This is a genomic window from Flavobacterium procerum (assembly GCF_042431625.1).
GTDB lineage: Bacteria > Bacteroidota > Bacteroidia > Flavobacteriales > Flavobacteriaceae > Flavobacterium > Flavobacterium procerum.
Genome location: NZ_JBHLYW010000007.1, coordinates 761,245 through 787,119, shown reverse-complemented (window position 1 = coordinate 787,119; position 25,875 = coordinate 761,245). Strand labels below are relative to the sequence as shown.

General features: G+C 34.7%; 19 protein-coding genes. 6 read left to right on the top strand and 13 right to left on the bottom strand.

What is annotated here, in order from left to right; all coding sequences use genetic code 11:
- The first annotated feature begins 6 nt into the window (after positions 1 to 6).
- The 5 genes from kdsA to ACFFLS_RS09090 all read left to right on the top strand — a co-directional run bounded on the left by kdsA (position 7) and on the right by ACFFLS_RS09090 (position 3,376).
- Positions 7 to 825 carry a 3-deoxy-8-phosphooctulonate synthase gene (gene kdsA, locus ACFFLS_RS09110; RefSeq protein WP_379686285.1) on the top strand — a complete coding sequence of 273 codons (819 nt, stop codon included), beginning with the start codon at positions 7 to 9 and terminating at the stop codon, positions 823 to 825.
- 19 nt (positions 826 to 844) lie between these two features.
- Complete coding sequence (locus tag ACFFLS_RS09105) at positions 845 to 1,750, top strand: hypothetical protein (RefSeq protein WP_379686283.1); 906 nt, start codon at positions 845 to 847, stop codon at positions 1,748 to 1,750.
- 99 nt (positions 1,751 to 1,849) lie between these two features.
- On the top strand, positions 1,850 to 2,524 hold the full coding sequence (locus ACFFLS_RS09100) for a YiiX family permuted papain-like enzyme (protein WP_379686281.1): 675 nt from the start codon (positions 1,850 to 1,852) through the stop codon (positions 2,522 to 2,524).
- Between the two features lie 93 nt (positions 2,525 to 2,617).
- Positions 2,618 to 3,070: a Coq4 family protein gene (locus ACFFLS_RS09095; RefSeq protein WP_379686280.1), complete on the top strand. Its 453-nt coding sequence runs from the start codon at positions 2,618 to 2,620 to the stop codon at positions 3,068 to 3,070.
- 3 nt (positions 3,071 to 3,073) lie between these two features.
- Positions 3,074 to 3,376, top strand: a complete 303-nt coding sequence (locus tag ACFFLS_RS09090; RefSeq protein WP_379686278.1) for a hypothetical protein — start codon at positions 3,074 to 3,076, stop codon at positions 3,374 to 3,376.
- Positions 3,377 to 3,447: 71 nt separating this feature from the next.
- Here the strand turns inward: ACFFLS_RS09090 and ACFFLS_RS09085 are convergent, their stop codons facing one another.
- From ACFFLS_RS09085 to corA, 13 genes are all read right to left on the bottom strand, one after another.
- The gene (locus ACFFLS_RS09085) at positions 3,448 to 4,839 is read right to left on the bottom strand and encodes a M20/M25/M40 family metallo-hydrolase (RefSeq protein WP_379686277.1); all 1,392 of its coding nucleotides are present in this window, start codon (positions 4,837 to 4,839) and stop codon (positions 3,448 to 3,450) included.
- A gap of 168 nt (positions 4,840 to 5,007) precedes the next feature.
- Positions 5,008 to 6,927, bottom strand: a complete 1,920-nt coding sequence (locus tag ACFFLS_RS09080) for a discoidin domain-containing protein (RefSeq protein ID WP_379686276.1) — start codon at positions 6,925 to 6,927, stop codon at positions 5,008 to 5,010.
- Positions 6,928 to 6,956: 29 nt separating this feature from the next.
- Entirely contained in the window at positions 6,957 to 7,733 is a 777-nt protein-coding gene (locus ACFFLS_RS09075) for a glycerophosphodiester phosphodiesterase family protein (protein ID WP_379686275.1), read from the bottom strand.
- Positions 7,734 to 7,817: 84 nt separating this feature from the next.
- On the bottom strand, positions 7,818 to 10,118 hold the full coding sequence (gene bglX, locus ACFFLS_RS09070; protein ID WP_379686274.1) for a beta-glucosidase BglX: 2,301 nt from the start codon (positions 10,116 to 10,118) through the stop codon (positions 7,818 to 7,820).
- Between the two features lie 85 nt (positions 10,119 to 10,203).
- Positions 10,204 to 10,917: a carboxylesterase family protein gene (locus ACFFLS_RS09065; RefSeq protein ID WP_379686272.1), complete on the bottom strand. Its 714-nt coding sequence runs from the start codon at positions 10,915 to 10,917 to the stop codon at positions 10,204 to 10,206.
- On the bottom strand, positions 10,918 to 12,294 hold the full coding sequence (locus ACFFLS_RS09060; protein ID WP_379686270.1) for a glucoamylase family protein: 1,377 nt from the start codon (positions 12,292 to 12,294) through the stop codon (positions 10,918 to 10,920). It abuts the gene before it with no gap.
- 74 nt (positions 12,295 to 12,368) lie between these two features.
- Positions 12,369 to 13,823, bottom strand: coding sequence for a RagB/SusD family nutrient uptake outer membrane protein (locus tag ACFFLS_RS09055; RefSeq protein WP_379686268.1), 1,455 nt, complete (start codon positions 13,821 to 13,823; stop codon positions 12,369 to 12,371).
- 4 nt (positions 13,824 to 13,827) lie between these two features.
- Entirely contained in the window at positions 13,828 to 16,860 is a 3,033-nt protein-coding gene (locus ACFFLS_RS09050; protein WP_379686266.1) for a SusC/RagA family TonB-linked outer membrane protein, read from the bottom strand.
- A gap of 244 nt (positions 16,861 to 17,104) precedes the next feature.
- Positions 17,105 to 19,849 (bottom strand): helix-turn-helix and ligand-binding sensor domain-containing protein, encoded by a 2,745-nt coding sequence (locus tag ACFFLS_RS09045; RefSeq protein WP_379686264.1) that lies wholly within the window; start codon positions 19,847 to 19,849, stop codon positions 17,105 to 17,107.
- Between the two features lie 68 nt (positions 19,850 to 19,917).
- Positions 19,918 to 20,343 carry a DUF3995 domain-containing protein gene (locus tag ACFFLS_RS09040; protein WP_379686262.1) on the bottom strand — a complete coding sequence of 142 codons (426 nt, stop codon included), beginning with the start codon at positions 20,341 to 20,343 and terminating at the stop codon, positions 19,918 to 19,920.
- A gap of 25 nt (positions 20,344 to 20,368) precedes the next feature.
- Positions 20,369 to 21,553: an acetate/propionate family kinase gene (locus ACFFLS_RS09035; protein ID WP_379686261.1), complete on the bottom strand. Its 1,185-nt coding sequence runs from the start codon at positions 21,551 to 21,553 to the stop codon at positions 20,369 to 20,371.
- 225 nt (positions 21,554 to 21,778) lie between these two features.
- The gene (pta, locus tag ACFFLS_RS09030; protein ID WP_379686260.1) at positions 21,779 to 23,872 is read right to left on the bottom strand and encodes a phosphate acetyltransferase; all 2,094 of its coding nucleotides are present in this window, start codon (positions 23,870 to 23,872) and stop codon (positions 21,779 to 21,781) included.
- Between the two features lie 67 nt (positions 23,873 to 23,939).
- A complete protein-coding gene (gene corA, locus ACFFLS_RS09025; RefSeq protein ID WP_379686258.1) occupies positions 23,940 to 25,013 on the bottom strand; it encodes a magnesium/cobalt transporter CorA in 1,074 nt (357 codons plus the stop codon).
- Between the two features lie 158 nt (positions 25,014 to 25,171).
- On the opposite strand from corA, the gene ACFFLS_RS09020 reads away from it, so the two are divergent.
- A complete protein-coding gene (locus tag ACFFLS_RS09020; RefSeq protein ID WP_379686257.1) occupies positions 25,172 to 25,816 on the top strand; it encodes a carboxypeptidase-like regulatory domain-containing protein in 645 nt (214 codons plus the stop codon).
- Positions 25,817 to 25,875 lie beyond the last annotated feature (59 nt).

Here is a 25,875-nt window from a genome sequence, read left to right as displayed (position 1 = left end):
CATACAATGAACATACACAATATTCCACAAATTAAGCATACTGAGAGCGGAAATTTCTTTTTACTAGCGGGCCCTTGCGCAATCGAAGGCGAAGAAATGGCACTTAGAATTGCTGAAAAATTAGTCGGCATTACCGACAAGCTTCAAATCCCTTATGTTTTTAAAGGCTCTTTTAAAAAAGCAAACCGTTCAAGAATTGATAGTTTCTCTGGAATTGGAGACGAAAAAGCTTTAAAAATCTTAAGAAAAGTGTCTGAAACTTTTCATGTTCCAACAGTTACCGACATTCACACTAATGAAGATGCAGCTATGGCAGCTCAATATGTTGATGTTTTACAGATTCCTGCTTTCTTAGTTCGCCAGACCGATCTTGTTGTAGCTGCGGCTAACACAGGAAAAGTGGTTAACTTGAAAAAAGGACAATTTATGAGTCCAGAAAGCATGAAACACGCTGTGCAAAAAGTATTAGATTGTAATAACGAAAATGTTATGGTTACTGATCGCGGTACTATGTTTGGCTACCAAGACATGATTGTTGATTTTAGAGGAATTCCAACTATGCAGCAGTATGCTTCTACGGTTCTAGACGTTACGCATTCTTTACAACAACCAAACCAAACTGCAGGTGTTACAGGCGGAAGACCTGACATGATCGAAACCGTTGCTAAAGCTGGTATAGCAGTTGGTGTTGACGGAATTTTTATTGAAACGCATTTTGATCCTGCCAATGCAAAAAGTGATGGCGCTAATATGCTTCATTTAGACTATTTTGAAGGTTTAATGAACAAATTGGTTGCTATCAGAAAAACAGTTAACGCATTTTAATTTATAATATTTAAGTTCTTTGAAAACAAAAATTTTATTTTTCTTACTGGCTTGTGTTTCTTTAAACACATTTGCACAGGAAGAAATACCCGTACAAAAATACGCTGCTCACAACAAAGGGAAATTCTTTGTAATGTGGGGCGGTAACAGAGAAAGTTACTCAAACTCTGACGTAAACTTTAGAGGTAAGGATTACAACTTTACAGTTGAAAATATGAAAGCACATGACAAACCAAAAGGATGGCATGTTGATTATATTAATCCGGTGAATATGACGATTCCGCAAACCAATTTGAGATTCGGTTACTTTTTCAGTGATCATTACAGTGTTTCAATTGGTGTGGACCACATGAAATACGTAATGTCACAAAATCAAATTGCAAAGGTGAATGGATACATCAATTTGCCTTCAACTGATCCTGCATCGATTTACAATGGTGATTACAACAATACTCCTGTCGATATGTCTCAAGGAGGCGCTAAAGAAGGTGGTTATGGCAATGGTGAAATAAATGCAAACGGTCCAGCATTTTTAATGTACGAGCATACCGATGGTTTGAACTACGTTCATACTGAGGTGGCAAGATTCGATGATATTTCAAAATGGTTTGGATTGCCAAATATTGATAAAGTTCAGATTAATTTGACTGAGGGACTTGGAGCAGGACTTTTATATCCTAAAACAAATACTACTCTTTTAGGTAAAGAGCGTCATGATGACTTTCATGTTTCTGGTTATGGTGTTTCTGCAAAAGCGGGTCTTAACATCACCTTTTTCAAACACTTCTATATTCAGGGAGAGTTAAAAGGTGGTTATATCAACATGCAGGATATTAGAACTACAACAAGTAATGATGATAAAGCTTCTCAGCACTTTACTTACTTTCAACGAATTATTGCTGTTGGAGGAATCTTCAGAATTTAATCTTTCGAGAAAATATATTTAGAAAATAGCTGCCATATTATTTGTCAGCTATTTTTTTTATCACTTACTTTGCGACTCAAAGTACTTTAGTTCCTATTTATGAAAAAGAAAAAATATTTATTTCCGATTATCACTTTCTTGCTGAGTTTTGCTTGTGCATTGTTTGTGAGCATAAAAATTTTCCCGAACAATCCATTTACAGGAAACAAAGGAAAAACAGGTTTTGAAAATCAAATTCAAGATGGAGATTTAATATTTCAAACTTCAAAGTCTAAGCAATGCGAAGCTGTCAGAATTGCTACAAATTCTAAATTTTCTCATTGTGGGATTATCTTCAGCCAAGATGGAAAATGGATGGTTTTTGAAGCTGTACAGCCAGTAAAAATCACTCCTCTTGAACAATGGATTACGCATGGAAGAGATTCTAAATATGTAATAAAAAGGCTCAAGGAAAATGCCGTCCTGACTCCAGCAGTTATCGAAAAAATGAAAGCCTACGGGAAGTCGTTACTCGGAAAAGAATACGATGCCTATTTTGAATGGACGGATACTAGAATTTACTGCTCAGAATTAATCTGGAAAGTCTATAAAAACGGTGCTGGAATTGAATTGTCTAAACTTAAAAACCTCAAAGCTTTCAACTTAACGGATCCAAGAATACAGCCTATCCTAAAAGAAAGATACGGAAATGAAATTCCGCTAGAAGAAAAAGTCGTAGCGCCATCTGATTTATCCGATTCTTTATTACTCAAAACCATAATAGACACTTACTAAATATAACGGGCTCTGTCTTTTATAAAAACCGAGTCCCTTTTTTTTATTTATTAGCTTTGAAATTCAAAGAACTTTTTAAAAAACTAAAGCAAAATGAAAGACCAATTTATAGAAAGACTTTACGAATACAGCAAAGAACCCTATCAAAAGTATTTTAAGAAAAATAAGCCTTGGGAAATCAACAAAGCTGAACTTATGGATTATCCAGAAAACAGTTTAGGTTATAAACTCGGTAGCTTTTTATATCAGCATCATTTTGATATTCAGCCAAAACTTGAAGATCATGACATCATCCATGTTTTAACCGACACTGGAATCTCGGTTACCGAAGAAATCGGAATGCAGTTTTATCTCTTCGGAAATGGCAAAAAAAGCCTTTATCTCTTTATGGTTATGGTATCGGGAACTATTTTTTATCCTAAAAAGATCAACTATTTTTTTGAACAATATAAAAAAGGAAAACAAGCGCATCCGTTTTATTATCTAGACTTTTCAAAAATGCTTCTGATGCCTGTAACAGATATTAAAAAAACCTTTAAAATTTAAAAAATGAAATCAATCGACAAACCTTTTGAAGAAAAGCAGTCTATCGAGTTGGCTGTTGGTTCTTTTGTAATTATTACATTCTTGTTTGTTCTTTATGTAATAACAAACGGAAATTCTAATGTGCTTATTCTGGCTTGGCCTTTTGCGCTAGCCACTATAATCGCAAATAGCATCATGTTTTTCCACTTAATGGAAAAATTCTTTAAACTTCAGGAACAGCGAAAAGATATCGGTTTTAAAATCTTATTGCTACTTTCAAACCTTCCAATCACTTTTATGTATTGTTTGGTTGTAATGAAACTTTAAATACTATTTTTGGATTATAAAAAAAGCTGCAAGTTGGTACTTGCAGCTTTTTTGAACTCTTTATTGAAAATTTAGTTTGACGCTGGAAGTGTAATTCCATTTTGGTCAAGTAAGTACATTAATGCCGTCATTGTTGCAGCTCCTAATTCAAGCTCTCTTTTGTTGATAGCATCAAATTTATCGTTTGCTGCGTGATGATAATCAAAATAACGTTGAGAATCTGGTTTTAAACCTGCCTTAACAATCGCTTGAGAAGTTAAATGGCTAATATCTGAACCTGCATGCCCTATTGTAAAACTATGAATCAAATAAGGCTCAAACAAATCTTTATACCCTTGGATTTTTTTCAAATTAGCATCATCAGCTTCGATAGAAAAACCTCTTGGCGTAAATCCGCCTGAATCACTTTCTAAAGCAAAAATGTGATTCTCTTTGTTTTGTTTTGAAACTTCTTCATATTTAGCACCGCCTTTTCCGCCGTTTTCTTCATTCATGAATAAAACCACACGAATCGTATTTTTAGGTTTGTAGTTTAAGTTTTTAAGAATACGAATCACTTCCATACTCTGTACAACTCCTGCTCCATCGTCATGAGAACCGTCGGCTAAATCCCAAGAATCTAAGTGCCCGCCTACTACCATAATATTTTGAGGTGTAACAGTTCCCGTTAATTCACCAATTACATTATACGATAATGCATCTGGAAGTGTCTGACAAGATTGTTTGAAATAAAATTTCAATGTTGGATTTGCTTTTAAAGACTTGCTCAACAACTCCGCTCCGTTTGTACTAATTGCTGCTGTAGGAATGTATTGCTCTTTTGGCAAGTCGCCATAACTTTGGTTTCCTGCATGAGGAAAATCGTCTAAACGCAAATTCATTGAACGAACGATACTTCCAACTGCTCCTAATTTTGCAGCTTCTTTTGCACCAGCATATCTTTGATCAACACAAGCTCCGTATGATGTAAAAGTTTCAATGTTTTCTGGATTCATTGGTCGGTTGTAAAAAACAATTTTTCCTTTTACTTTATCAGCTCCAAGTTCAATTAATTCTTTTATTCCCTGAACTTCAATTACCTCAGCCACAAGACCTGTTTTTGGAGTCGCAATAGAAGCTCCCAAAGCACAGATTGGTATATTGGTTTTTACTTTTCCGTCTAAGATATAAGCTGTTTCTTTTTCACCACGCACCCAATGAGGCACCATTACTTCCTGAACATACACTTTGTCTAATCCTAAAGATTCCAATTGGCGTTTGGTGTACTCTACCGCTTCTGCAGCACCTTTTGAACCCGAAAGACGACTTCCGATGTCATTTGACAAATACTCCAGCCAAGTATAACATTTTGCTTCGGTAAGGGCTTTTTTATAAAATAATTTAATGTTTTTCTCATCATTTGACTGTGCAAAAGATGTCAATCCGTTTATAGCTAAAACTGCTAAAAGAATCGTTTTTTTCATAGTTTATATAACATTTTGGGTTGTGCTCTGTTTTTTTGGCTTAATTGACAAAGAAACAAAAAATCTATAAAACTGTCAGAGTTTTTCCACAACCTTTTTCATAAAAAAGCCCTAATTACAAATTCTGCAATTTGCAATCAGGGCTTTTAAATATTCAATAAATAAAAATTATTTTACTTCTATAATCTTATTTTTTTGGCCAATTCCATTTTCATTAAAAGGCTCTATCGTGAAGTAATATTTTGTTCCTTTATCTAAACCTCTAAAATCGTAAGTATCGTCGCCATAAACCATAATATTGTTGTACAATTTGTCTGGAGCAATTCCGTAATAAATAGTATAGCCAACAGCATCATTTTGTTTTTTCCACGAAATCATCGCATTTCTTGAATCTGCTTTATTTCTGTCAACTTTAAATGAAGTCACTGCTTTTGGTTTTGCTGCTAATCCGTTTCCGAAAACTCTGAAATCTGAAATCGCAAATAATCCCGAAGCGTTGTGGATATTCTCCATTTTAATGTAACGCGCTTTAAATGATTTTACAAGTTCGATATAATCATGCGGTGCATCTTTATCGTTTTTAGATTTATCTACTACCAAAATCCAGTTTTGAGCATCATCAGACATGAATATTTTATATTGGTAATAAATATCCATCGCTTTGTTGTACTGTGTTGCTTTATGATCAGCATAATTAATCTGCAAGGCATTTATTTCCATTGGTCTTCCTAAATCCATTTGAAGCCATTCGCCTGGATTACTGGTTTTAGCCGACCAATACGTCTGGATATTTTCATCTGTTAGATTTTCTGGTCCGTAACAGAATTTCTCATATACTTTTTTTCCACCATTATCCATTCTGTGTGTTTCCACTTCCATGCATTCTTCCGAAGAAGAAACTGTTACAGGCTTTTTGTACGAAAGCAACATCCAGCCAGATGAAGCTCCTTTGGTCTGATCGCGTTCGCTTGTCGGCAAAACGATTGGGAAATCTCCATAAGAAGTAATGGAATACATCACGTCATCTTTATCAAATCCAGCTGGAAACATATCAATGCGACGCTCAAAACGGTCTTTGATTGAGATTTTACAAGTTCCCGTATTCCAATAATTGCCGTAGTTATCAGCGAAAGTATTTCCATGTCCTGCACCAATTACAAATCCGCCCGGTTTATAAGACATTGGATTGTGTTTTTGATACGTAAACGGCCCAAGCGGATTATCACCCACATGTACTCCGTTTGCATAACCTTTAAATTCTGTTGCTGGCGCACCGTACTGCATGTAGTATTTTCCGTTGTGTTTGGTCATCCAAGCACCTTCAATAAAATTTCCCCAAGGCGCAGGTTCCATATCGTTATTTGGTCCAAAACGTTCCCAACCGTGAGCTGATGGATCTAGAATGGCAACTTCTTTTATCTGTCCATAAGGCTTTTGAATATCTTCTACTTCTGTTGCTTTGTATAATGTTGCATAATCTGCCTGATTCCCTTTTGGAAGCCAAGTATTGTAATCCACCTCAACACCAACTAAAGGCAGTTTTCCACTTGAACCATAGTACATATAAACTTTTTTATCGTCGTCCTGAAAAATGGCAGGATCCCAAGTCGGCAACATTGCTTTGTCTACGTGACGTGTCCATCTTCCTGATTTCGGATCGGCTGTTTTCCAGATTGGATGATCTCTTTTCCAAGTAGAACCAACGTAAAATAAAGTATCATTTACTACCCAAGCTGCCGGAGCACACTGATCATCGTCTCCCGGTTGTCTTTGGAAACTTCCATAAACGAAATTCCAATCTGACATGTCTTTACTCCAAAAAAAACCCGCCTGATTCGTCGCAAATAAATAATATTCGCCTTTGTACGTTATAATAACTGGATCCGCGCTGGAACGACGAGAATACGGAATTCCGTTATGATTGTGAGTCGTATAATTGTAGCCAATATTAATTGGATTACAATAAGTGGTTGCTGGTTTATTAGGATCAAACCATTCTGTCTTACCTAATTTTTGTGCCAAAAGATTGTGATTGAAAAAAATCACAAACAAAATCGACATTGCAAAAAGTATATGTTTTTTTTTCATTGTTTGATTGATGTTAGTAAGCCTCAAGATTATTTTTTGTTTTTTAATCTCTCGCTTAAAAGTTCAGGTTCGTTTGTCGTAATGTAATCGAATTTGTGTTCTATAATCCAATCCATATCGGAGGCTTCGTTAACAGTCCAAGCATTTAAAATTACTTTATTGTCTTTTGCTTCTTTAATCCATTCCGGATGTTTTTGAAAAACTGAATAATGATAGTCGACACCATTGATATTATCAGCTTTTACTTCTTTTGGAGATTTATTTCCTTCTAAATATTGCAAAGAAGTTTTAGCATCCGCTTTTCTGATGGCTTTGAGAATCTCATAATCAAAACTGATGTAACAAGTATTTTTTTCTGCTTTTAGCTTTTTGATAATCTCAACGGCCATCAAAGCTGTTTTTTGTCCCCTTTCTTTACTGATTTCTGAAGGCTTGATTTCGCAAACTAAAAGTGTGCGTTTGTTATTTCTTTTTCCTTCTGAAATATATTCGTATAATGTTGGAAGTTTTTCTCCGTTAGAAAGCTTAAATTGAATCAAATCAGCATATTTGGTTTCTTCGATAAGCAGTTTGTTGTAATGCGCATCATGATTGATTACCAATGAATCGTCTGCTGTTCTCCAGACATCAAATTCTGATCCAGGCAGTTTTAGGTCAATCGCATGTCTTAATGCAGCAATAGAGTTTTCTGGCAGATTGTTCTTTTTCCACGCACCACGATGGGCTACAATTGCGTTCTTTTGCGCGTGACCGAAAGAAAAAACAATCAGTAATACCAATGAACTTATTATTTTAAAATTCTTCATTTCATTACATTTTAAATTGATATTTATTTCAGAAAAAAAGCCCTTCGTTAACCATACGAAGGGCTTTTACAATAAATAAACCAACTATTTAGTTAACTCAAAACTAACTTTCTTGTCGGCAGTCGAACTTCCTCCAACGAAAATATCAAACTGTCCTGGCTCTGCTACAAATTGTAAATCAGAGTTGTAAAATTTTAAATCTTCAACAGTAATATCAAAACTTACTGTTTGTTTTTCGCCTTTTTTAAGCGTTATCTTTTGGAAACCTTTCAATTCTCTAACTGGTCTTGTTACAGAACCAACTAAATCTCTAATGTATAATTGAACTGTTTCTTTTCCGTCAAAATTTCCAGTATTCGTTACATCAACTGTCACTTTCAATTTTCCGCTGAAATTCATTTTATCAGAAGAAATTTTAATGTTTGAATAATCAAAAGTCGTGTAGCTTAAACCAAATCCGAATGGGAATAATGGCTCGTTTCTTTCGTCAATATAATTTGATCTGAATTTTTCGAATTTTCCTTCAGTGTTAGAAAGAGGTCTTCCTGTATTTTTGTGTGCATAGTAAATTGGCAATTGACCAACACTTCTTGGGAAAGTTGATGTTAATTTTCCAGAAGGATTTACATCTCCAAATAAAACATCAGCAATAGCATAACCCGCTTCCGTACCCGCGAACCAAGCATTTAAAATAGCTGGAACTGTTTTTTCTTCTTCAGTAATTACCAAAGGACGTCCGTCAAATAAAACTACAACAACCGGTTTTCCTGTTTTTAATAAAGCGTTTAATAAATCTTTTTGCGCTTGTGGAATTTCTAAATTCGTACGGCTGCTAGATTCTCCACTCATTTCTGCAGATTCTCCAAGAGCTGCTACAATTACATCAGATTGTTCTGCTACTTTTAAAGCTTCTGCTAATAATTCTTCTTTTGTACGAGCATCACGGTGTAATGTTTTACCGAACATGGTTGCATTCGTTTCGAAAGTTTCATCGTAATCTAAGTTGCTTCCTTTTGCATACAAAACTTTAGTTCCTGCTCCAGCTACTTCTTTGATTCCTCTTAATAATGAAACGGCATTTTCCATTTTGGTAGCCACACTCCAAGTTCCTGGCATGTTTTCTTTCGCATCCGCTAATGGTCCGATCAAACCAATTGTCCCTGATTTTTTAAGAGGCAATAATTGGTTTTGGTTTTTTAATAATACTAAAGATTGTGCAGCAATTTGACGCGCTTCTTTTCTGCTGTCCATTGTGAAGATCTCCGTTTTTGCTCTTTTCTCATCACAATATTTGTATGGATCCTGGAATAATCCTAAATCGTATTTTGCTTCTAAAATCAATTTTACAGCATTGTCGATTGTTTCAATTTTTACTTTTCCTTCGTCTAAAGATTTTTTCAAAGTAGTCAAGAAACCTTCTCCAACCATATCCATTTCAACACCAGCATTTAAAGCTAAAGCCGAAACATCTTGAAGATCTCCCATTCCGTGCGGAATCATTTCAGGAATTCCTGTGTAATCTGTTACTACAAAACCTTTGAAACCCCATTGTTTTCTTAAAATATCTGTCATTAACCATTTGCTTCCTGTTGCAGGAATTCCGTCTACTTCATTAAAAGACGCCATAACCGAACCTACTCCGGCATCAACAGCGGCTTTGTAAGGAGGAAAATAATCATTAAACATTCTAATGTGGCTCATATCCACAGTATTATAATCACGTCCAGCTTCTGGAGCACCATATAATGCAAAGTGTTTCACACAAGCTAAGATTGAATTGTTTTTAGAAAGATCGTGCTGCTGATATCCGTTAACCATTGCTTTTGCAATTTGGCTTCCTAAATATGGATCTTCTCCAGAACCTTCAGAAACTCTTCCCCATCTTGGATCGCGAGAAACGTCAACCATTGGAGAGAATGTCCAATTGATTCCGTCGGCACTTGCTTCTTTTGCTGCAATCTGCGCACTTCTTTCAATTAAGCCCATATCCCAAGTACAAGATAATCCTAGCGGAATTGGGAATGTTGTTTCGTAACCGTGAATAACATCCATACCAAAAAGCAATGGAATTTTTAAACGACTTTTCTCAACAGCAATTTTTTGTACTTCTTTAATTTTTTGTACCGATTTAATGTTGAATAAACCGCCAACCTTACCTTCAGCAATATTTTTTGCAATATTTGAGCTGTTTGCCTGACCCGTTGTAATGTCTCCAGAAGTTGGTAAGTTTAACTGTCCTAGTTTTTCATCCAAAGTCATTTTAGACAAAAGTTCGGTTACAAATTCTGATTTTGGTTTAATGGTTACTGCGTTTTTAGTGTTCTTTTTTTGAGAAAAACCCAAAACAGTACATCCTAAAAAGAGTAAGATTAATTTGTTTTTCATAGGTATTGAATTTATTTTTTGGAATATAAAATCCTAATTTCTCATTAAGCATAAAGTCTTAATAAAACCGATTTCATTTTTCTAACTAATTTTTTGTATTTGTTTTCTTCTGCTGTAACATCCAATTATAGATTTCAGGATTGTCGTAAACCCTTGTCCAGCTGTCATGTCCTGCATCATCAAAAATGGTCAATTGAACATCTTGGGCATTGCATTTTTTTAATTCTTTGTAGGCCGATATCGAATAATTCACATTTACCACATCATCCAATAATCCGTGATAGATTTTCGAAGGAATATTTTTGATTTTACAGATTTCTTCCATTTGAATCAAATCAACATAACCTGAAATAGGCACTACGGCCGCAAAAATTTCAGGATAAGAAATGGCCAGATTCCATGCTGCCCATCCTCCCGAACTTAATCCGGTAACATATATTCTTTCTGAATCTATGTTATTTTCTTTTTGGACTTTTTGAATCAATTGGTAAATCGATTCTACGTCCCAATCTTCATCTTCTTTACATTGTGGCGCCAAAATATAAGCGTCTAATGAATGATTTTTTAAATATTTGAAAGGTCCGTGAACTTTTACTTTCTGAATATCAGTTCCTTTTTCTCCATCTCCTGAAACAAAAACTATCAATGGCTTCTTTTTCTTTACATCTGCAGGTTTATGCAAAATATAGCCCAACTCATAATTGGATATACTTACCGTTTTTAGTTTTCCGGTAGTTTCGCTTTGCGCAAAACCCAAAAAAGAAAAAAACAAGACTAAAAGTGTTATTTTGTATTTCATTTATTGAATTTCATATTTTCCGGATTTAAAACCAAGTTTCTGCAAACCTTGTTTTACTTCAGGAGCATTCATAAACAATTTCCATAACAGTCCTGAACGATAATTTTCAATCATAACTACTTCTGGACCTTGGTCGATTGCTAGGTATTTTTTGGCGCTCCAGTTATGTTCTAAACTAACAGCATCATAAAACCCCGCGGCCCCCCAGGTTAGTTCTTTATGGTTTTCATATAAATTTCTCATCAATGCGATTGATTCTTTAGGCGTATAAACAATCGAACTAACCCCGGCCGTTGGAGAAATAACCCCTTTGTCATTACTTGGCATATGTGCATCATAACCATCGGAACCATCAGGATTTCTAGAATATGAAGCTGTAAGCCCCCAAAAATCAGCTCCATATCCTTTAAATTTATTTGGATTTTCTACACAATACTGATAATCAATTTTTACCTGATTTACATTCAAATCCCAGTAATTGGCATATTTATCTGTTAATTGATTCGGATCTAATCCTACATAAGAATAATGCGCCCAGAATAAAGGTCCGCCAAATTCTGCAGCTCCGTTATGTTTTAAGATAAGCGGTAAATTGTATTTTGTATTAGACGAAACAATAGCTCCGCCTCTTGCCCATCCTTCATGATATGCTTTTGCATCTATTGAATGATTGGGAGAAGATGCGGCCATTATGTATGTAATCAGACATTCATTGTATCCTTCAAGAGGAAAATTCATCTGCCAAGCATAATTTGGCGACCAATGCCAGTACAAGACATTTTTTCCATTGGTAAACCATTGCCAGTCGACACCTTTCCATAATGCATCAAATTTTTGTGCTACAGCTTTTTCTGAGGTACTACCGTCTTTGAGATATTCGCGAACTGTAATCATTCCTGAAACTAAAAATGACGTTTCGACCAAATCGCCTCCATTATCTTTAGTTCCAAAAGGTTTAACTTTTCCCGTATTTCCATCAATCCAGTGTGACCAAGCACCGTGAAAACGATCTGCTTTAGCAAGAAAATCAGCGATTTTGTCGAGTCTCTTTACTCCATCTTCTTTAGAAATATATCCTCGGGACATTCCAGAAACAATTGCCATCAGCCCAAAACCTGAACCACCTGTTGTAACAATATGCGCATCATTCTCAGGATAATTCCCATCAGGATGGTAACGCTCTCTGGCTAATCCTGAATTTGGTTCTGCATAATCCCAGAAATATTTGAAGGTCTGTTTTTGAACAACATCCAAAAGCTGTTCATCGGATAATTTTTCTACAGAAATTTTATTTTCTTCTTTCTCTTTCTTGTCAGTCTCTTTCGAGCCACAGCTTAAAAAAGCGAAAGAAAGCAGTAAAAGTGAAAATCTTATCATGTCTTAGTTTTAATATGATTGGATAAATAAATCACTTCCTTCAAAATCTGAAGGAAGTGATTTTAAAGATTGTATTAATAACCAGGGTTTTGTTTTGTTAAACCATTTGCCTGAATAATGAATGACGCCGGAATTGGGAATAATTCATTTTTACCTTCTGTAAATACTTTTCCGTCAGCAGCAAAAGCGGCTTTTGCTTGACCAGTACGTACTAAGTCAAAGAATCGGTCAAATTCAAAAGCCAATTCTACTCTTCTTTCTTTCCAAATTGCAGTTCTTACTGCTGTCTGAGTAGTTGCTGGAGTATCTCCAAGACCAGCTCTGTGTCTGATTTGGTTCAACAACAGAATAGCATCAGCTGTCTGCCCTAACTCGTTCAAAGCTTCAGCTTTCATCAATAAAACTTCTGCATATCTTAAGTAAGTAATATTAGCATCTGTTTCCCAAGCATCTGTAAATTGAGAAGAATAGGCTTTAAAATTATACATTGGATTTTCTACCGTTGACGGAACTACTCTTCCATCATACAATGTTGTACCTCTGAAAATAATCGTTGCATCTTTTCTAACATCTCCCGTTTCGTATGCATTTAACAAACTTTGAGAAGGAACATTAAATCCCCATCCCCATCCGCCGGTACCACGTGCACCTTGCGTATTAGAATATCCTGCAATACCTTTAATTGGCACAGTACCAACTCCGTTGATTTCAAAAATAGATTCAACACCATTTTCTCCAGCTTTTCTAAACATACTAGCATAACTTGGGTCAATTGAATATCCTGTAACCAGATTGCAATTGTCTACTACTTTTTGCCAGTTTTTTTGGTATAAGTTAACTTTTGCCAATAATGCGTAAGCCGCACCTTTTGAAGCTCTTGCTTTCTCATCAGAAGCATAAGCCGATTTAACTGGTAATACCTCGATTGCCTCATTCAAATCTTTCTCGATAAAAGCATATACTTCTGCTGCAGTTCTTTGAGAAAGCAACATATTTTTGTCCTCAAGAGAAGATGGATTTGGCAAATGATCTACAATTGGAACTCCCCCATAACATTTTACCAAAGTAAAATACATGAAAGCTCTTAAGAATTTAGCTTCTCCCATTAATCTTTCTCTTAAAGCACCGTTCGCTTTATCTAATTTTGGAAGAATATTTAACGCCTGATTACATCTGTTGATTCCATCATACTGAGCTATAAAAGTACTTTCTGCAGAAGGATTTGATGCATTATAAGTCAAGGCATCCAAAACATCTTTATCAGTTCCTGTATCACCTGGAGCTGAACCTTTATCTGCATCATCGGTAGTGATGCTCGCTAGTCCGATCCAGCCAAATGAACTCATATCCCAATCTAAAAATTTACTGTAAATAGAAGTCACAAAGGTTGTCGCACCAGCATCATTGTTAAACAATTCAATATCTTTTGTAGAGATAGATTCGGTTTGGTCTACATCTAAAAAATCTTCTGCACAGCCGGTAAAAAATAATGCTGACAGCGCAAACATTGATATATATATCTTTTTCATAATATTAAAATTTTAAATTAGCACCAATAACGAACGATCTTAAAGTAGGATAAGCATCAAGCTCAACTCCTTGAGTTCCGTAAGGATTACCGTCGCCATTTAGCTCAGGAGAGAATCCAGAGAATTTCTGAGTGATAAATGGATTGATTGCGTTTACATAGATTCTGCAGTAGTTTACAAAACTTGTTTCGTTAAGAGGAAGTTTGTATCCTAAAGTAATGTTGTTGATTCTGAAGAAATCTCCTGATTCTAAATAATAAGTTGAAGCAACTGGAACCTGATTGAATGGTGCAGGATTAGAAGCGTCTGCATTTGCTAGTGTCCAGAAATCTCTTGCTAGAGATGCTTCGATATTCTCTCCAGAAAAACGCTGTGCTTTTTTTCCATTGTACACTTTTGCACCACCTGTTCCGTAACCATCAACAGAGAAATCAAAGTTTTTGTAATTCAGACCTAATGTTACACCGTAGTTTACTTTTGGAAGAATTGAACCAACATATTTTCTGTCTTTTGTCAAGTCTAAATCATCTTGAACAACTTTAGCTCCTGAAGCATCGTAATATAACATATCGCCATTTGCAGGATCGATACCAGCGTATTCGTAGATATAGAAACTTCCTAACGGCTGTCCTACAGAAGTTTTGTCTAATATTTTAGTATTTTGACCATTTCCAAGATTTCCACCAATTACTGGAGAAAGCTCCAAATCTTTTAATCCAGCAAGTTTATTTTGGTTGTGAGAGAAATTACCTCCTACCCAGTAGCTGAATTGATCGTTAATTTTATCATCCCAACGTAAAGCAATCTCGTAACCTTTGTTTGAAACCTCTCCAACGTGTGCAGGAGTTGCCAAAGTAATACCAGAAGTTGGATAAGGTTTTGTATTTAAAATTACGTTGTTGGTGTTTTTATCATAGTAGTCAAAAGATCCTGATAATCTATTGTTTAAAAGTTGGAAATCGATACCAACAGAAGCCTCTTCTGTAATTTCCCAAGATAAACTTGGATCAATTTGAGAAGAAATTGTTGTTCCTTCATAAAGAATTGAACCTCCTAAATAGCTGTTAAGACCAGAGTTGTAAGCTTGATTGTTTAAAGGTACATTTTGGTTACCCAATTTACCCCAGCTTCCTCTCAATTTGATCATATCAACACCTTTGACATCTGATAAGAAATTTTCTTTTGTCACAATCCATCCTGCACCGAAAGATGGGAAAGTTCCCCAACGGTAATCTTTTGCAAAATTTGAAGATCCGTCTCTTCTTATCGTTCCAGTAAGCAAGTATCTGTCCATTAACTTATATTGGAAACGCCCAAAATAAGATGCCAATCTACTTTCGTTAAATTTAATATCATAAAGATTTACAACATTACCGGCATAATCTACACCTTTAGCATCTTTTTCATTATAAAGTGACCAATAATTAGAATTTGGATTTACATTTTTTCTAACAATAGAAAGTTTTTCTCTTGGCCCTTTTACAGAAACCTCCATACCTCCTGTTAATTCAACATCGTGAATGCTTGCAAATACTTTATTGTAGGTAAAATAATTTGTTAAGTTCCAGTTGAAATACTGCTCTCTACCACGTGTCAACAAATTTGTGTTTGCAGTTGAAAGATATTTATCTTCTGTACGAGTTGGATCTGCAGCTAACCAGATATTTTTTGTGTCTTCAAAATTATATTGTTTCCAAGTATAAAATTCACCATTAAATTGTGATGTAAATTTCAGACCGTCGATAATTTCGTAATCCAATCTTAAACCACCTTGAAGCGTTATGCTGCGTTGTTGCTCATCATAAAAGTTTAACTGAGAAACCGGATTTCCAACATTGTTAAATGCACCTTTTTCTCCTGTTGGCCCAGCAACATCATCTGAGTTTCTAAAAGATACACCATATTGTCCTGTAGAAAAATAAACCGGAACAATTGGAGATTGCTTGTAAGCGTTTGTAAAAGCGCTTAGAGGTTTTGGCGAAGAATTAGCCGAAGTAAAACTAAAGTTCTGATTTAAAGTAACTCTTTTAGAAATTTTGTATTCATTATTATTTCTAAAATTGATACGGCTGTAATCTAAACCATTTAACACCGCTTTTTCTTCGTAATTTCCTGCACTAAAGAAATACTTAACGTTTTCTGAAGCCCCAGAAATCGAAACGTTGTTTTGTGAATAAGAACCAGTTCTTGTTATTTCGTCAAACCAATTTGTGTTGTAAGGCTGGTTTGCAGCAAAATAATTAATAGTTCCTGGCGCAGCATTTGTATAAGCAACATACTGATCGCTGTTTGCCATTTTCATAGTTTTAAGCGGTTTTCTAAAACCTGCAAAACTTTCTACTTCTACAGTAACTTTATCACCTTTCCCTTTTTTAGTGGTAATGATGATAACCCCGTTTGCCGCTCTTGTTCCATAAATTGCCAGAGCAGAAGCATCTTTAAGGATTTCGTAAGACGTAATATCGTTTGTATTGATATTATTGATGTTTTCCGTTGGCATTCCATCAACAATATATAAAGGATTTCTTCCTCCCAATGCAGTACCTAAACCTCTAATAACTACAGAAGGTGTACTTCCTGGAGCATCTGAAGAAGTAACCTGCACCCCAGCAGCTTTACCCTGAATGGCCTGAGAAGCATTTAATACTTTGGTTTTAGTAACATCTTCTGCTTTTAATGAAGTAATTGCCGAAGTATTATCTATTTTCTTTCTAGTACCATAACCAATAACAACTACATCTTTTAAGACTGTGTCACCAGATTCTTTAAGGGTAATAGTCATTGGCGCGGCAGTCGCAGGAACAGTAACCGCATCAAAACCGAGCATTGAAACTTTTAAAAGTTCGCCGACCTTAGCATTAATTGTAAAATTACCGTCGAAATCAGCATCAGCAGAAGTTCTTGAATCCGCGGCTCCTATTATAGCTCCCGGAATTCCAACTCCATTACTGTCTACTACTTTTCCTTTAATTGACTGTCCAGACATATAAGCTGGCAGCAGCAAGAGCGCTAAAAAGCTAAAAATAAAATTTTTCATACAGTATGTAATCGTTTAAGTTAGTAGAGCCAAATTACATAATTACAACGTTGTAGTACATCAAATACTACCCCTACACAGCTACATCACTACATCATAAATAAGCCGTAAAATACTGTATATCAAAAAATTAATTACAAACCACAACGCTTTAACATACCATTATGATGTAGTAATGATGTATTAGAATTATATAAAAAAAGATGTTTAAAAATATAATATGTTTAAAAAATAAAGCCGAATCTTACAGACTTAATAAAAACTTTGAGAGGTTTTCATCCTGAGTAAGATTAAGTTTCTTTCTTAGACGATATCTATGCAATTCTACTCCTCTAAATGAGATGTTCATTAAAGGCGCAATTTCCTTCGAAGAAAGGTTCATTTTGAGGTATACACAAAGTTTTATATCCTTTGGAGTAAGATTCGGAAACTTCTTTGTCAGATTAATAATAAATTCATTGTGAATCTGATTCAGATTTGTTTCAAAAGTTTCCCATTCGTGTTTGTTTACCTCATTAATCTTAATTGCTTTTTTGATTTCGCTTTTAAGCTTATTAAAATCTTTTTCTGTTTCTAGAATATTCTGAATATTTTCTATCATTTCACTCTGTTTTGCAATAGAGAGCGATTTACCTGCCACTTCAGATGATTTTGTCTGCAGTTCTAACTCTAGAATATGTTTTTCATATTCCTGAATGTTCAATTCGTTTTCTTTCTTCAATTCCATTTCTAGAATTTCTCTCTGATGTTTGAGTTCTTCTGCCTGCAATTTCAATTTCTGCGTATAACGGAATTTATTCCATCTGTAATAGAAAAACAAAATTGCACCTATAACAAACAGATAAAGCATGACCATCCAAAACGAAAAATACCAAGGTTCTGCTACTTTAAACTCAAAAGTCGAAACCTTATCATAAGTAGCTCCATCGTGTTTAAAAATTTCTACATTGTGAAAGCCACTGCTTAGATTGTTTAATATGATCAATCCGTCTGAGATTGGAGTGTATTCTTTGTTTTTATCAAATCTGTAAAACAAATTCGGTTTACTCGCTCCGTAAATTCCAGAAATGACGTTAATTCTTAATTCGGTATTAAATTTTATTTTTGACTCGTTCGGAACTAGGTTTGAATCGCTGAAAGCTTCAATCTCTACAGCAGACTTCTGCTTGTTTTCATATTCCAGTTGTAATGAAATAAAACCATCGTCAAGATTGAATAAATAATGGTTTTGATTTTTAAAAATCCTGAGGTTTTCATTAATCAGCTTTCCTTTATAATATTTCTCTTGAATGATATTCCAAATAAACTTATTTCCCGAAGCATAAATATGATACAAAATACCATTCTGCAACACCATAAAATGGTCTTCGTCTATGGCAACCACATCTGAAACATCTTTAAAGTTGGTATTAAACAATTCATTTTCGACCAACTTATTATTAATTGAATTAAAGGTGTACCAAGAATTATTAATAAGAAATAAAATTTCATTTCTAAATTCAAAAATTTTGATTCCGAAATCATTTTTAATTTTATTCTGCTGGGTAACATTTTCGACTTTTTTGGTGTTATAGTTGTCATCCAGTAAAACCCTGTACAAACCTCGATAATTATCGGCAGCCCAGATTTCGTTCCTTTTGTTCTGAGCAACATATTTTATTGGTTTGGCTAGGCCTTTTATAATTTTGTATTTCGAAAGATCTTTGTAATTATCGTAAACCAAAATCCCACTGTAGGTCGATTGAAAATAGGTATCGTTGATACTGCTTTTAGTCAAATTCCAGCCACCGCTGACTCCGTTTATTTTGGTCAGAGAACCATTATCATAAGAAAACGACCCATCATTGTGCCCGATGATGTATTTATTGTCAATTTTAGAAATATTCCATCCCTGACCTTGCGTATTGGGCATCATATTAAACTTTCCAGAAGCGTATTCAAAAACTCCATGATTGGAAGCAATCAAATAACCTTTATTGGTAATTGCAACCGAATAAACCGAACCCAAAATGCCCGAATTATCATAAAAGAATGAAATTGGAGAATTTACCTCAACATGCGCAATTCCGTTATCGAGTCCTAGCCACAAATCGTTTTCCTTGTCAATCGCTAAACTTAGAATCGAATTGTTCATTAACACATTATCTCTTTCAATGTTTTTGTAGAGATTCGTCGAAAGATCTAAAATAATGATTCCTCTATTTCCTGTCCCGATAACCAATTTATTTCCATTAATGAATTTTGCAACGTTGATTGTCGCATTCTTTAGGGTTTCATTTATTGGATTATCCCAAGACTTTAAACCATTTTTTTCGATGATAAAAACTCCTTTTTTCTGGGTAAAAATATAGGTCTTGCCTTTATGCTTCTCGATAGCGTGAACGACAGTATTTTTTAGAACATTCCATCCTTTAGGATTTGCTATTCTATTCCCATTCATTTTAAAAATTCCATATTTAACCGAAGCCGCATACAGATTATTATCTACAGGAAAACAATACGAAATCAGGAAAGGAAATTTTATCTTTTTAATGTGTTTTCCGTCATAAATAAAAATATCATTGAAAGACTGAAAATAAAGCGCGCCGTTAAACCTGAAAATCTTCCAGATTTCTTCATTATCCTTTTCGTCAAATAATCGAAGGTTTTTGGTAATCGAGACATAATGCATTTTGCTGTCTTTTCTGTACCAATAACCAAATTCTTTGTACGAACCAGAATATATCTTGTCGCCTTCAATTAAAATTGAACGGATAATGGTTTTGTTTGGAAGTGTATATTTTTCCCATTTTACGCCATCATAACGAAGCAAATAGTGATTATTGGCAAAATACATTGCGCCATCTTTTCCTTGTGCGACATTCCAAATTTGGTTATCACCCTGGTAGTCTGACTTGTTGTAATTTTCAACGAAAGGAAGTAATTCTTGTGCCTGAGTGTAAAAAGCGATGAAAAAGAAGAAAACTGATTTTATAAGTATCGATTTCAAGATATTCGGATTTAAACCCAAAGATACTCACAAATATTTAATTTACGGCTTTAAAAACAACATGTCATTTAGGCCATTAATGCAATCAGTAATGTCAGAATGCTTACTACGAAGCACAAAGGAGCAAAATAGTGTGTATCATTTTTCCCAAATTTGGTATTTTTTATTTTTTTGAAAAAGCCCAAATATTTAAAATCTCCGATTGCTCTTACAGCGAATAGTGTCATCAAAATCCAAAGACCATATTTTTCTAGCCAAAAAGGAATTCCAATAGAAACAATCTTAACTTTTATCAAATAAAAAATACCAAAACCAAACAAGCCAATAGCAACAATCAAGGTCGCAATTATTCCTGGATTTCTAGGAGGTGTTTGTACATCAGGAGTTGGATACACTCCTTCTGTTCCCCATTTCCCTCCAAAAGCCCAATAAAAATGGATTAGCGAAAGAAAAAGAAATAGTAAAAATAACAGTATCGCAATGATTGTTGCCATTGTTGAAATTTATTAATTTAAGAAATTAGTTTTCCAATAATTGGTAAACCTGATTTGCAATTTCAAATTCTTCATCTGTAGGCACTACCAAGACTTTTACGATTGAGTTATCTGTATTGATTTCTCTCAATTCTTTAGAACGAATTTGATTCTTTTCTTTGTTAATTTCAATTCCGAAATAATCCATATCAGTACAAACCAGTTTACGCATATACGATGAATTTTCGCCAATTCCGGCTGTAAAAATAATAGCGTCCAATCCGTTTAAAGCCGCAACATAAGCACCGATTGTCTTTTTGATCCTGTATGCATTCATCAATAAAGCCAATTGGCAGTCTTTATTTCCTTCTTCGGCTTTAGATTCAATATCTCTCAAATCGCTGTAACCTGTCAATCCAAGCATACCGCTTTGTTTTAATAGAATAGAATTCACTTCATCTGGAGTATATCCTAAATTTTTTACCATATAAAAAATGACTGATTGGTCGATATCTCCTGCACGGGTTCCCATTACAAGACCGTTTGCAGGCGAAAATCCCATTGTGGTATCGATACTTTTTCCGTCTTTTACGGCGCTCATACTACAGCCGTTCCCTAAGTGGATCGTAATTATTCTAGAGTTATTTTCTAAATAATTGATTGCTTTTTCTGAAACGTATTTATGACTCGTTCCGTGAAAACCATAAACACGCACTTTATGTTCTGTCAAAAGAAAATTCGGAATAGCATATTTATGTGCTTCCACCGGAATTGTCTGATGAAAAGCCGTATCAAAAACCGCTACTTGTTTGGCATCAGAAAAAATTTCTTCGGCCACATTAATTCCAACCAAATGTGCTGGATTATGCAATGGCGCTAATTCTGAAAGCTCTTTAATTTTTTCTTTAACTTCTTCCGTAATTTCTGTAGTATTAGAAAAATAACTTCCTCCGTGAACGACTCTATGTCCAACCGCAGTAATTTCTGAAGTAGTTTTAATCACTCCCTTTTCAGGATCTAAAAGTAAATCTGATACTTTCTGCAAACCAACTTTGTGTGTTGGAATCGGCAGTATTTCTTCAAGTGAATTTGAAGCTGTCTTAAAAGTGATATTTGAAGTTTCTAAACCAATTCTGTCAATCATTCCTGAACAAATTACTTCGTTTGTCGGCATAACCATTAATTGATATTTTATCGATGAACTTCCTGAGTTTATAATAAGTATTTTCATTTTCTTTTTAAGTTGCTAAGATACTGAGTCTCTAAGATGCTAAGTTTTCTTCTCAAAGACAGAAATTTTTATTGTTGAATTAGTACGCGGATGACTCTGATTTACTTCGTAAAGACGCGGATTAAAACGGATTTTTCATTCTATAAAAAAAATCTGTGCAAATCTGCGTTTTCGCGATAGCGAATCTGTTTCATCCGTGTTCCATTTTTTAATTTTTTATTGAATTTACATTCCTTGTGCCTGAATCGCTGTAATGACAACTGTATTGATGATGTCATCTACAGTACAACCACGGCTCAAGTCGTTTACCGGTTTATTTAAACCTTGCAGCATTGGACCGATTGCCAAAGCTCCAGTTTCTCTTTGAACAGCTTTGTAAGTGTTATTTCCCGTATTCAAATCAGGGAAGATTAACACACTTGCTTGTCCTGCTACTTCAGAATCTGGCATTTTGCTTTTACCAACGCTTAAATCAACTGCTGCATCGTACTGAATTGGACCTTCAATCTTTAAATCTGGCCTTTTTTCCTTCACAATTGCTGTGGCCGTTCTTACTTTGTCTACTTCGTCTCCTTTTCCTGATGAACCAGACGAATACGAAAGCATCGCTATTTTTGGTTCGATTCCGAATGCTAAACTTGATTCTGCCGAAGAAATCGCGATTTCCGCCAATTGTTCGGCCGTTGGGTTTGGATTGATGGCACAGTCTCCAAAAACCGAAACTCGGTCTTCTAAACACATGAAAAACACAGAAGAAACTACAGATGAATTCGGTTTTGTTTTGATGAATTGCAGTGCCGGTAAAATCGTATGTTGCGTCGTATGCGCTGCTCCCGAAACCATTCCGTCTGCGTGGCCTTTGTACACCATCATAGTTCCGAAATACGAAACATCTTCCATTAAATCTCTAGCCATGGTAATACTAACGTTTTTCGCTTTTCTTAGCTCATAATACGTATTGGCATAATCTTCGTAAAGTTCAGACTCTTTTGGATTGATGATGTTTACTTTTGAAAAATCTAACGTTATCCCGAGTTCTACGACTTTGTTTTCAATTTGTTTTTTGTCTCCAATAATCGAAATATCAACCACATCCATGTCTAATAATCTTGATGCTGCGGTAATAATACGATCATCATTTCCTTCTGGCAGTACAATGTGTTTTCTATGCTGTTTTGCCCTTTTAACCATGTTGTATTGAAACATTTTTGGCGTCATTCCTTCAGCTACAAAAGTGATCAATCTTTCAGATAGCGCTTCGTTATCAACGTATTTTGCAAACGTAGTTATTGAGGTCTCAATCTTATGCGTGTTGTTGGCATAAATCTCAGATTTTATAGAACCGATTTTATTCGTAATATGATAAGTTCCTCCGTCTACAGCAATAATCGGAACGATGGCAGAAAGTCCTTCAATCAATTTTAGAATACTTTCTTCTGGAACGATATTCCCCGTAAGGATAATTCCTGAAATCGTCGGATAATTAGCTGATTCATTTGCCTGAAGCGCTCCCAAAATAATATCCGAACGGTCTCCCGGAGTAATTACCAAGGCATTATCATGAAGATGCACTAAATAATTATGCAATTGCATAGCTCCAACACTATAATGACCGATTTCGTTATTGAGATAATTTTCTCCAAACAAAACTTTAGCATCCAGCTCATTTACAATTTCTTGCATAGTAGGATTATTCAAACTCGAAATAAGCGGAATCGTATTAATCAATACATTTGACGGAAGGCTTTTCTGTAAGCCATTCGTAACCAATTCGATATTTTCTGGCTGAACTTTATTGGCAAATACAGACAAAACCTCAACCTCTTTTACTTTAAATGAATCGTAAACCAAATACAAGCTGTCTACCAGTTCTTCAAGAGTTTTTCCCACTCCTGAACCAACAATTATAGTCGGAATCCCAAGATTTTTAGCAATTAAAACATTTAAATCCAATTCGATTGAAGTTCCTTCTCCGGTAAAACTTGTTCCTTCGACCAAAACAAAATCAAAACGCTCTTCTAGTTTTTTATACTTTTCGATGATTAAATCGAGAACCTCCCCTATCTTTCCTTTATTCTTTTTCTTGATTAATCTGCTTTTTGTAATTGCATAAGCATCGTCAAAATGAATATCAAGGTTAAAATACGACAAAACGGTCTCAATGTGATTGTCAACTTCTCCATCAACAAAATCTTCAATTATAGGCCTAAAATAACCCACTTTTGCTGTTTTTCCCATTAGGATGCTCATGAGCCCAAGAGTGATAATCGACTTACCGCTGTTTTGATCGCTGGTGGCTATATATATTGCTTTACTCATAATTATTTATATTTATTCTAAATAACAAATTTAATAGAAATCATTTCTTTTCTTGCTCAAACAAACGTTAAAACCATCTTCTTTTTTTGAAATAAACAATCAAGGCTACGACTAGCAAAAACATGATGCCCATAACTACAAAATAGCCATTTCTCATTTTGAGCTCGGGCATGTTTTCAAAGTTCATTCCGTACACTCCAACAATAAATGTAAGCGGAATAAATATAGCCGAAATAATAGTCAGTGTTTTCATGATTTCATTCATTTTTCGGCTTTGTTCCGAAAAATAAAAATTGGAAGCGCTTTCCAATGCGCTCATATCCGATTCTATCTGCTCTAAAAGCTCCAAACTTTTTTGATGCAGTCTGATAAAGAAATTAAACGTTTCTTTCTGAATAAGACCGTTATTTTCATCATCATCTTTAATCGTTTTCAAATAATACAATGAATCACGAAGTGGCACAATGGAACGTTTCAGAAAGCTTAAATTATCACGATGATTTTCAATTTTTTCTAAAATAACCGGCTTAGCCTCTTTTTTCGTCAAATTGATCAAGTCTTCAATTTTATCTTCTTCGTTTTCAATAGTTATATAGAAATTCTCCATAACAGCATCTAGAAGCAGATACAAAAGGTAATCGACTTTTTTTGTTCGAACGATTCCTGCATGCGTACGAAGACGTTCTCTGATATGCGCAAAAAAATCGCTTCGTTTTTCTTGAAAAGAAATCAGAATTCCGTCTTTCACAATAAAACTTAGCTGTTCAACGCTGATATTGTCAGAATGTTCAGAAGGCAACAGTGATTTTATATTAAAAAATAAAACATCTGACTGTTCTTCTAATTTGGTTCTTTTTGTAGTGTTAAGAATATCTGCGAGTAAAAAATCATCTAGGTTAAAATGCGCTCCGATAGTTTTAATCAGATTGATATCGTTTAGGCCATGGATATTTAGCCAGTTGTTTTTTGAGAAATCAAAACAGGAATTCAGCGCTAGAACTGTAAACTTTTCGTATTCAACAACATCGGCATCGTCATACACAAAAAGTTGCATTTCGGTTTCATGCTCTTTATGCGATCCTGTATATTCTAATGTTATGTGCTGCAGTTTACGCCCTTTCTTGTATTTGATCTTTCTCATTCAAAAAAATTTACAATAGTAATATTACGAAAAAGATTTTGAAGAAGGAATGACAATTGTCAGTTTTGATGAGATGAGATTCTAGGATGATTCAAAATAATGTTTACTTTTATAAACCTCAATTTGCTTTCAAAATGCATTTAAATAACAAATCAAAAATGACAAATAAAATTAAAATCTCAATTCCAGAACCTTGCCATGAAAATTGGCTCGAAATGTCACCAACAGAGAAAGGAAAATTTTGCAACGTTTGTCAAAAAAATGTAATTGACTTTACTAAATCTTCTGACCGAGAAATTGTTTTAGCCTATCGAAATGAAGAAAAACTCTGCGGTCGATTTAGAATATCACAATTAGACCGTGAAATGATTATTCCAAAAGAAAAAAAATCAATCTGGATGATTGCTGCCGCTTCATTACTTGCTTTTTTAGGTTTAGGAAATCAAACGGTACAAGCGCAGGGACGAGCACGAATAGAACAGACAGAAAATAAGCCAATTAAAGACGATAAAAACAGAAAGTCTAAAAAAGATCTTATCACTTATACTGGAATTTTATATGATTCCAAAGGTGATCCACTACCAAATGCCACTGTAACAGTAAAGCGATCCAAAATTAAAACCCAAACTAATTTTGACGGCGAATTTACAATAAAAGCAAAAAAAGGGGCTGTTTTAATATTTCAATATACAGGTTTACCAACAACTGAATTTAAACCTGAAACCTATTCTAAAATTAAAGTAAAAATGAATGAACTTTTTTTTGTAGGAGACGTAACTGTAGTAAAACCAGAAGATGATTAAATACCAATTATAAAACACAAAAAAACCGAGTCATTTCTGACTCGGTTTTCTATCTTAAT

Coding starts and splice junctions, on each gene's coding strand:
- ACFFLS_RS09035 (WP_379686261.1), bottom strand. CDS start 21,553: ATGAAAATACTTATTATAAACTCAGGAAGTTCATCGATAAAATATCAA.
- ACFFLS_RS09065 (WP_379686272.1), bottom strand. CDS start 10,917: ATGAAATACAAAATAACACTTTTAGTCTTGTTTTTTTCTTTTTTGGGT.
- bglX (WP_379686274.1), bottom strand. CDS start 10,118: ATGAAAAACAAATTAATCTTACTCTTTTTAGGATGTACTGTTTTGGGT.
- kdsA (WP_379686285.1), top strand. CDS start 7: ATGAACATACACAATATTCCACAAATTAAGCATACTGAGAGCGGAAAT.
- ACFFLS_RS09090 (WP_379686278.1), top strand. CDS start 3,074: ATGAAATCAATCGACAAACCTTTTGAAGAAAAGCAGTCTATCGAGTTG.
- ACFFLS_RS09055 (WP_379686268.1), bottom strand. CDS start 13,823: ATGAAAAAGATATATATATCAATGTTTGCGCTGTCAGCATTATTTTTT.
- ACFFLS_RS09095 (WP_379686280.1), top strand. CDS start 2,618: ATGAAAGACCAATTTATAGAAAGACTTTACGAATACAGCAAAGAACCC.
- pta (WP_379686260.1), bottom strand. CDS start 23,872: ATGAGTAAAGCAATATATATAGCCACCAGCGATCAAAACAGCGGTAAG.
- ACFFLS_RS09060 (WP_379686270.1), bottom strand. CDS start 12,294: ATGATAAGATTTTCACTTTTACTGCTTTCTTTCGCTTTTTTAAGCTGT.
- ACFFLS_RS09040 (WP_379686262.1), bottom strand. CDS start 20,343: ATGGCAACAATCATTGCGATACTGTTATTTTTACTATTTCTTTTTCTT.
- corA (WP_379686258.1), bottom strand. CDS start 25,013: ATGAGAAAGATCAAATACAAGAAAGGGCGTAAACTGCAGCACATAACA.
- ACFFLS_RS09080 (WP_379686276.1), bottom strand. CDS start 6,927: ATGAAAAAAAAACATATACTTTTTGCAATGTCGATTTTGTTTGTGATT.
- ACFFLS_RS09075 (WP_379686275.1), bottom strand. CDS start 7,733: ATGAAGAATTTTAAAATAATAAGTTCATTGGTATTACTGATTGTTTTT.
- ACFFLS_RS09020 (WP_379686257.1), top strand. CDS start 25,172: ATGACAAATAAAATTAAAATCTCAATTCCAGAACCTTGCCATGAAAAT.
- ACFFLS_RS09050 (WP_379686266.1), bottom strand. CDS start 16,860: ATGAAAAATTTTATTTTTAGCTTTTTAGCGCTCTTGCTGCTGCCAGCT.
- ACFFLS_RS09085 (WP_379686277.1), bottom strand. CDS start 4,839: ATGAAAAAAACGATTCTTTTAGCAGTTTTAGCTATAAACGGATTGACA.
- ACFFLS_RS09100 (WP_379686281.1), top strand. CDS start 1,850: ATGAAAAAGAAAAAATATTTATTTCCGATTATCACTTTCTTGCTGAGT.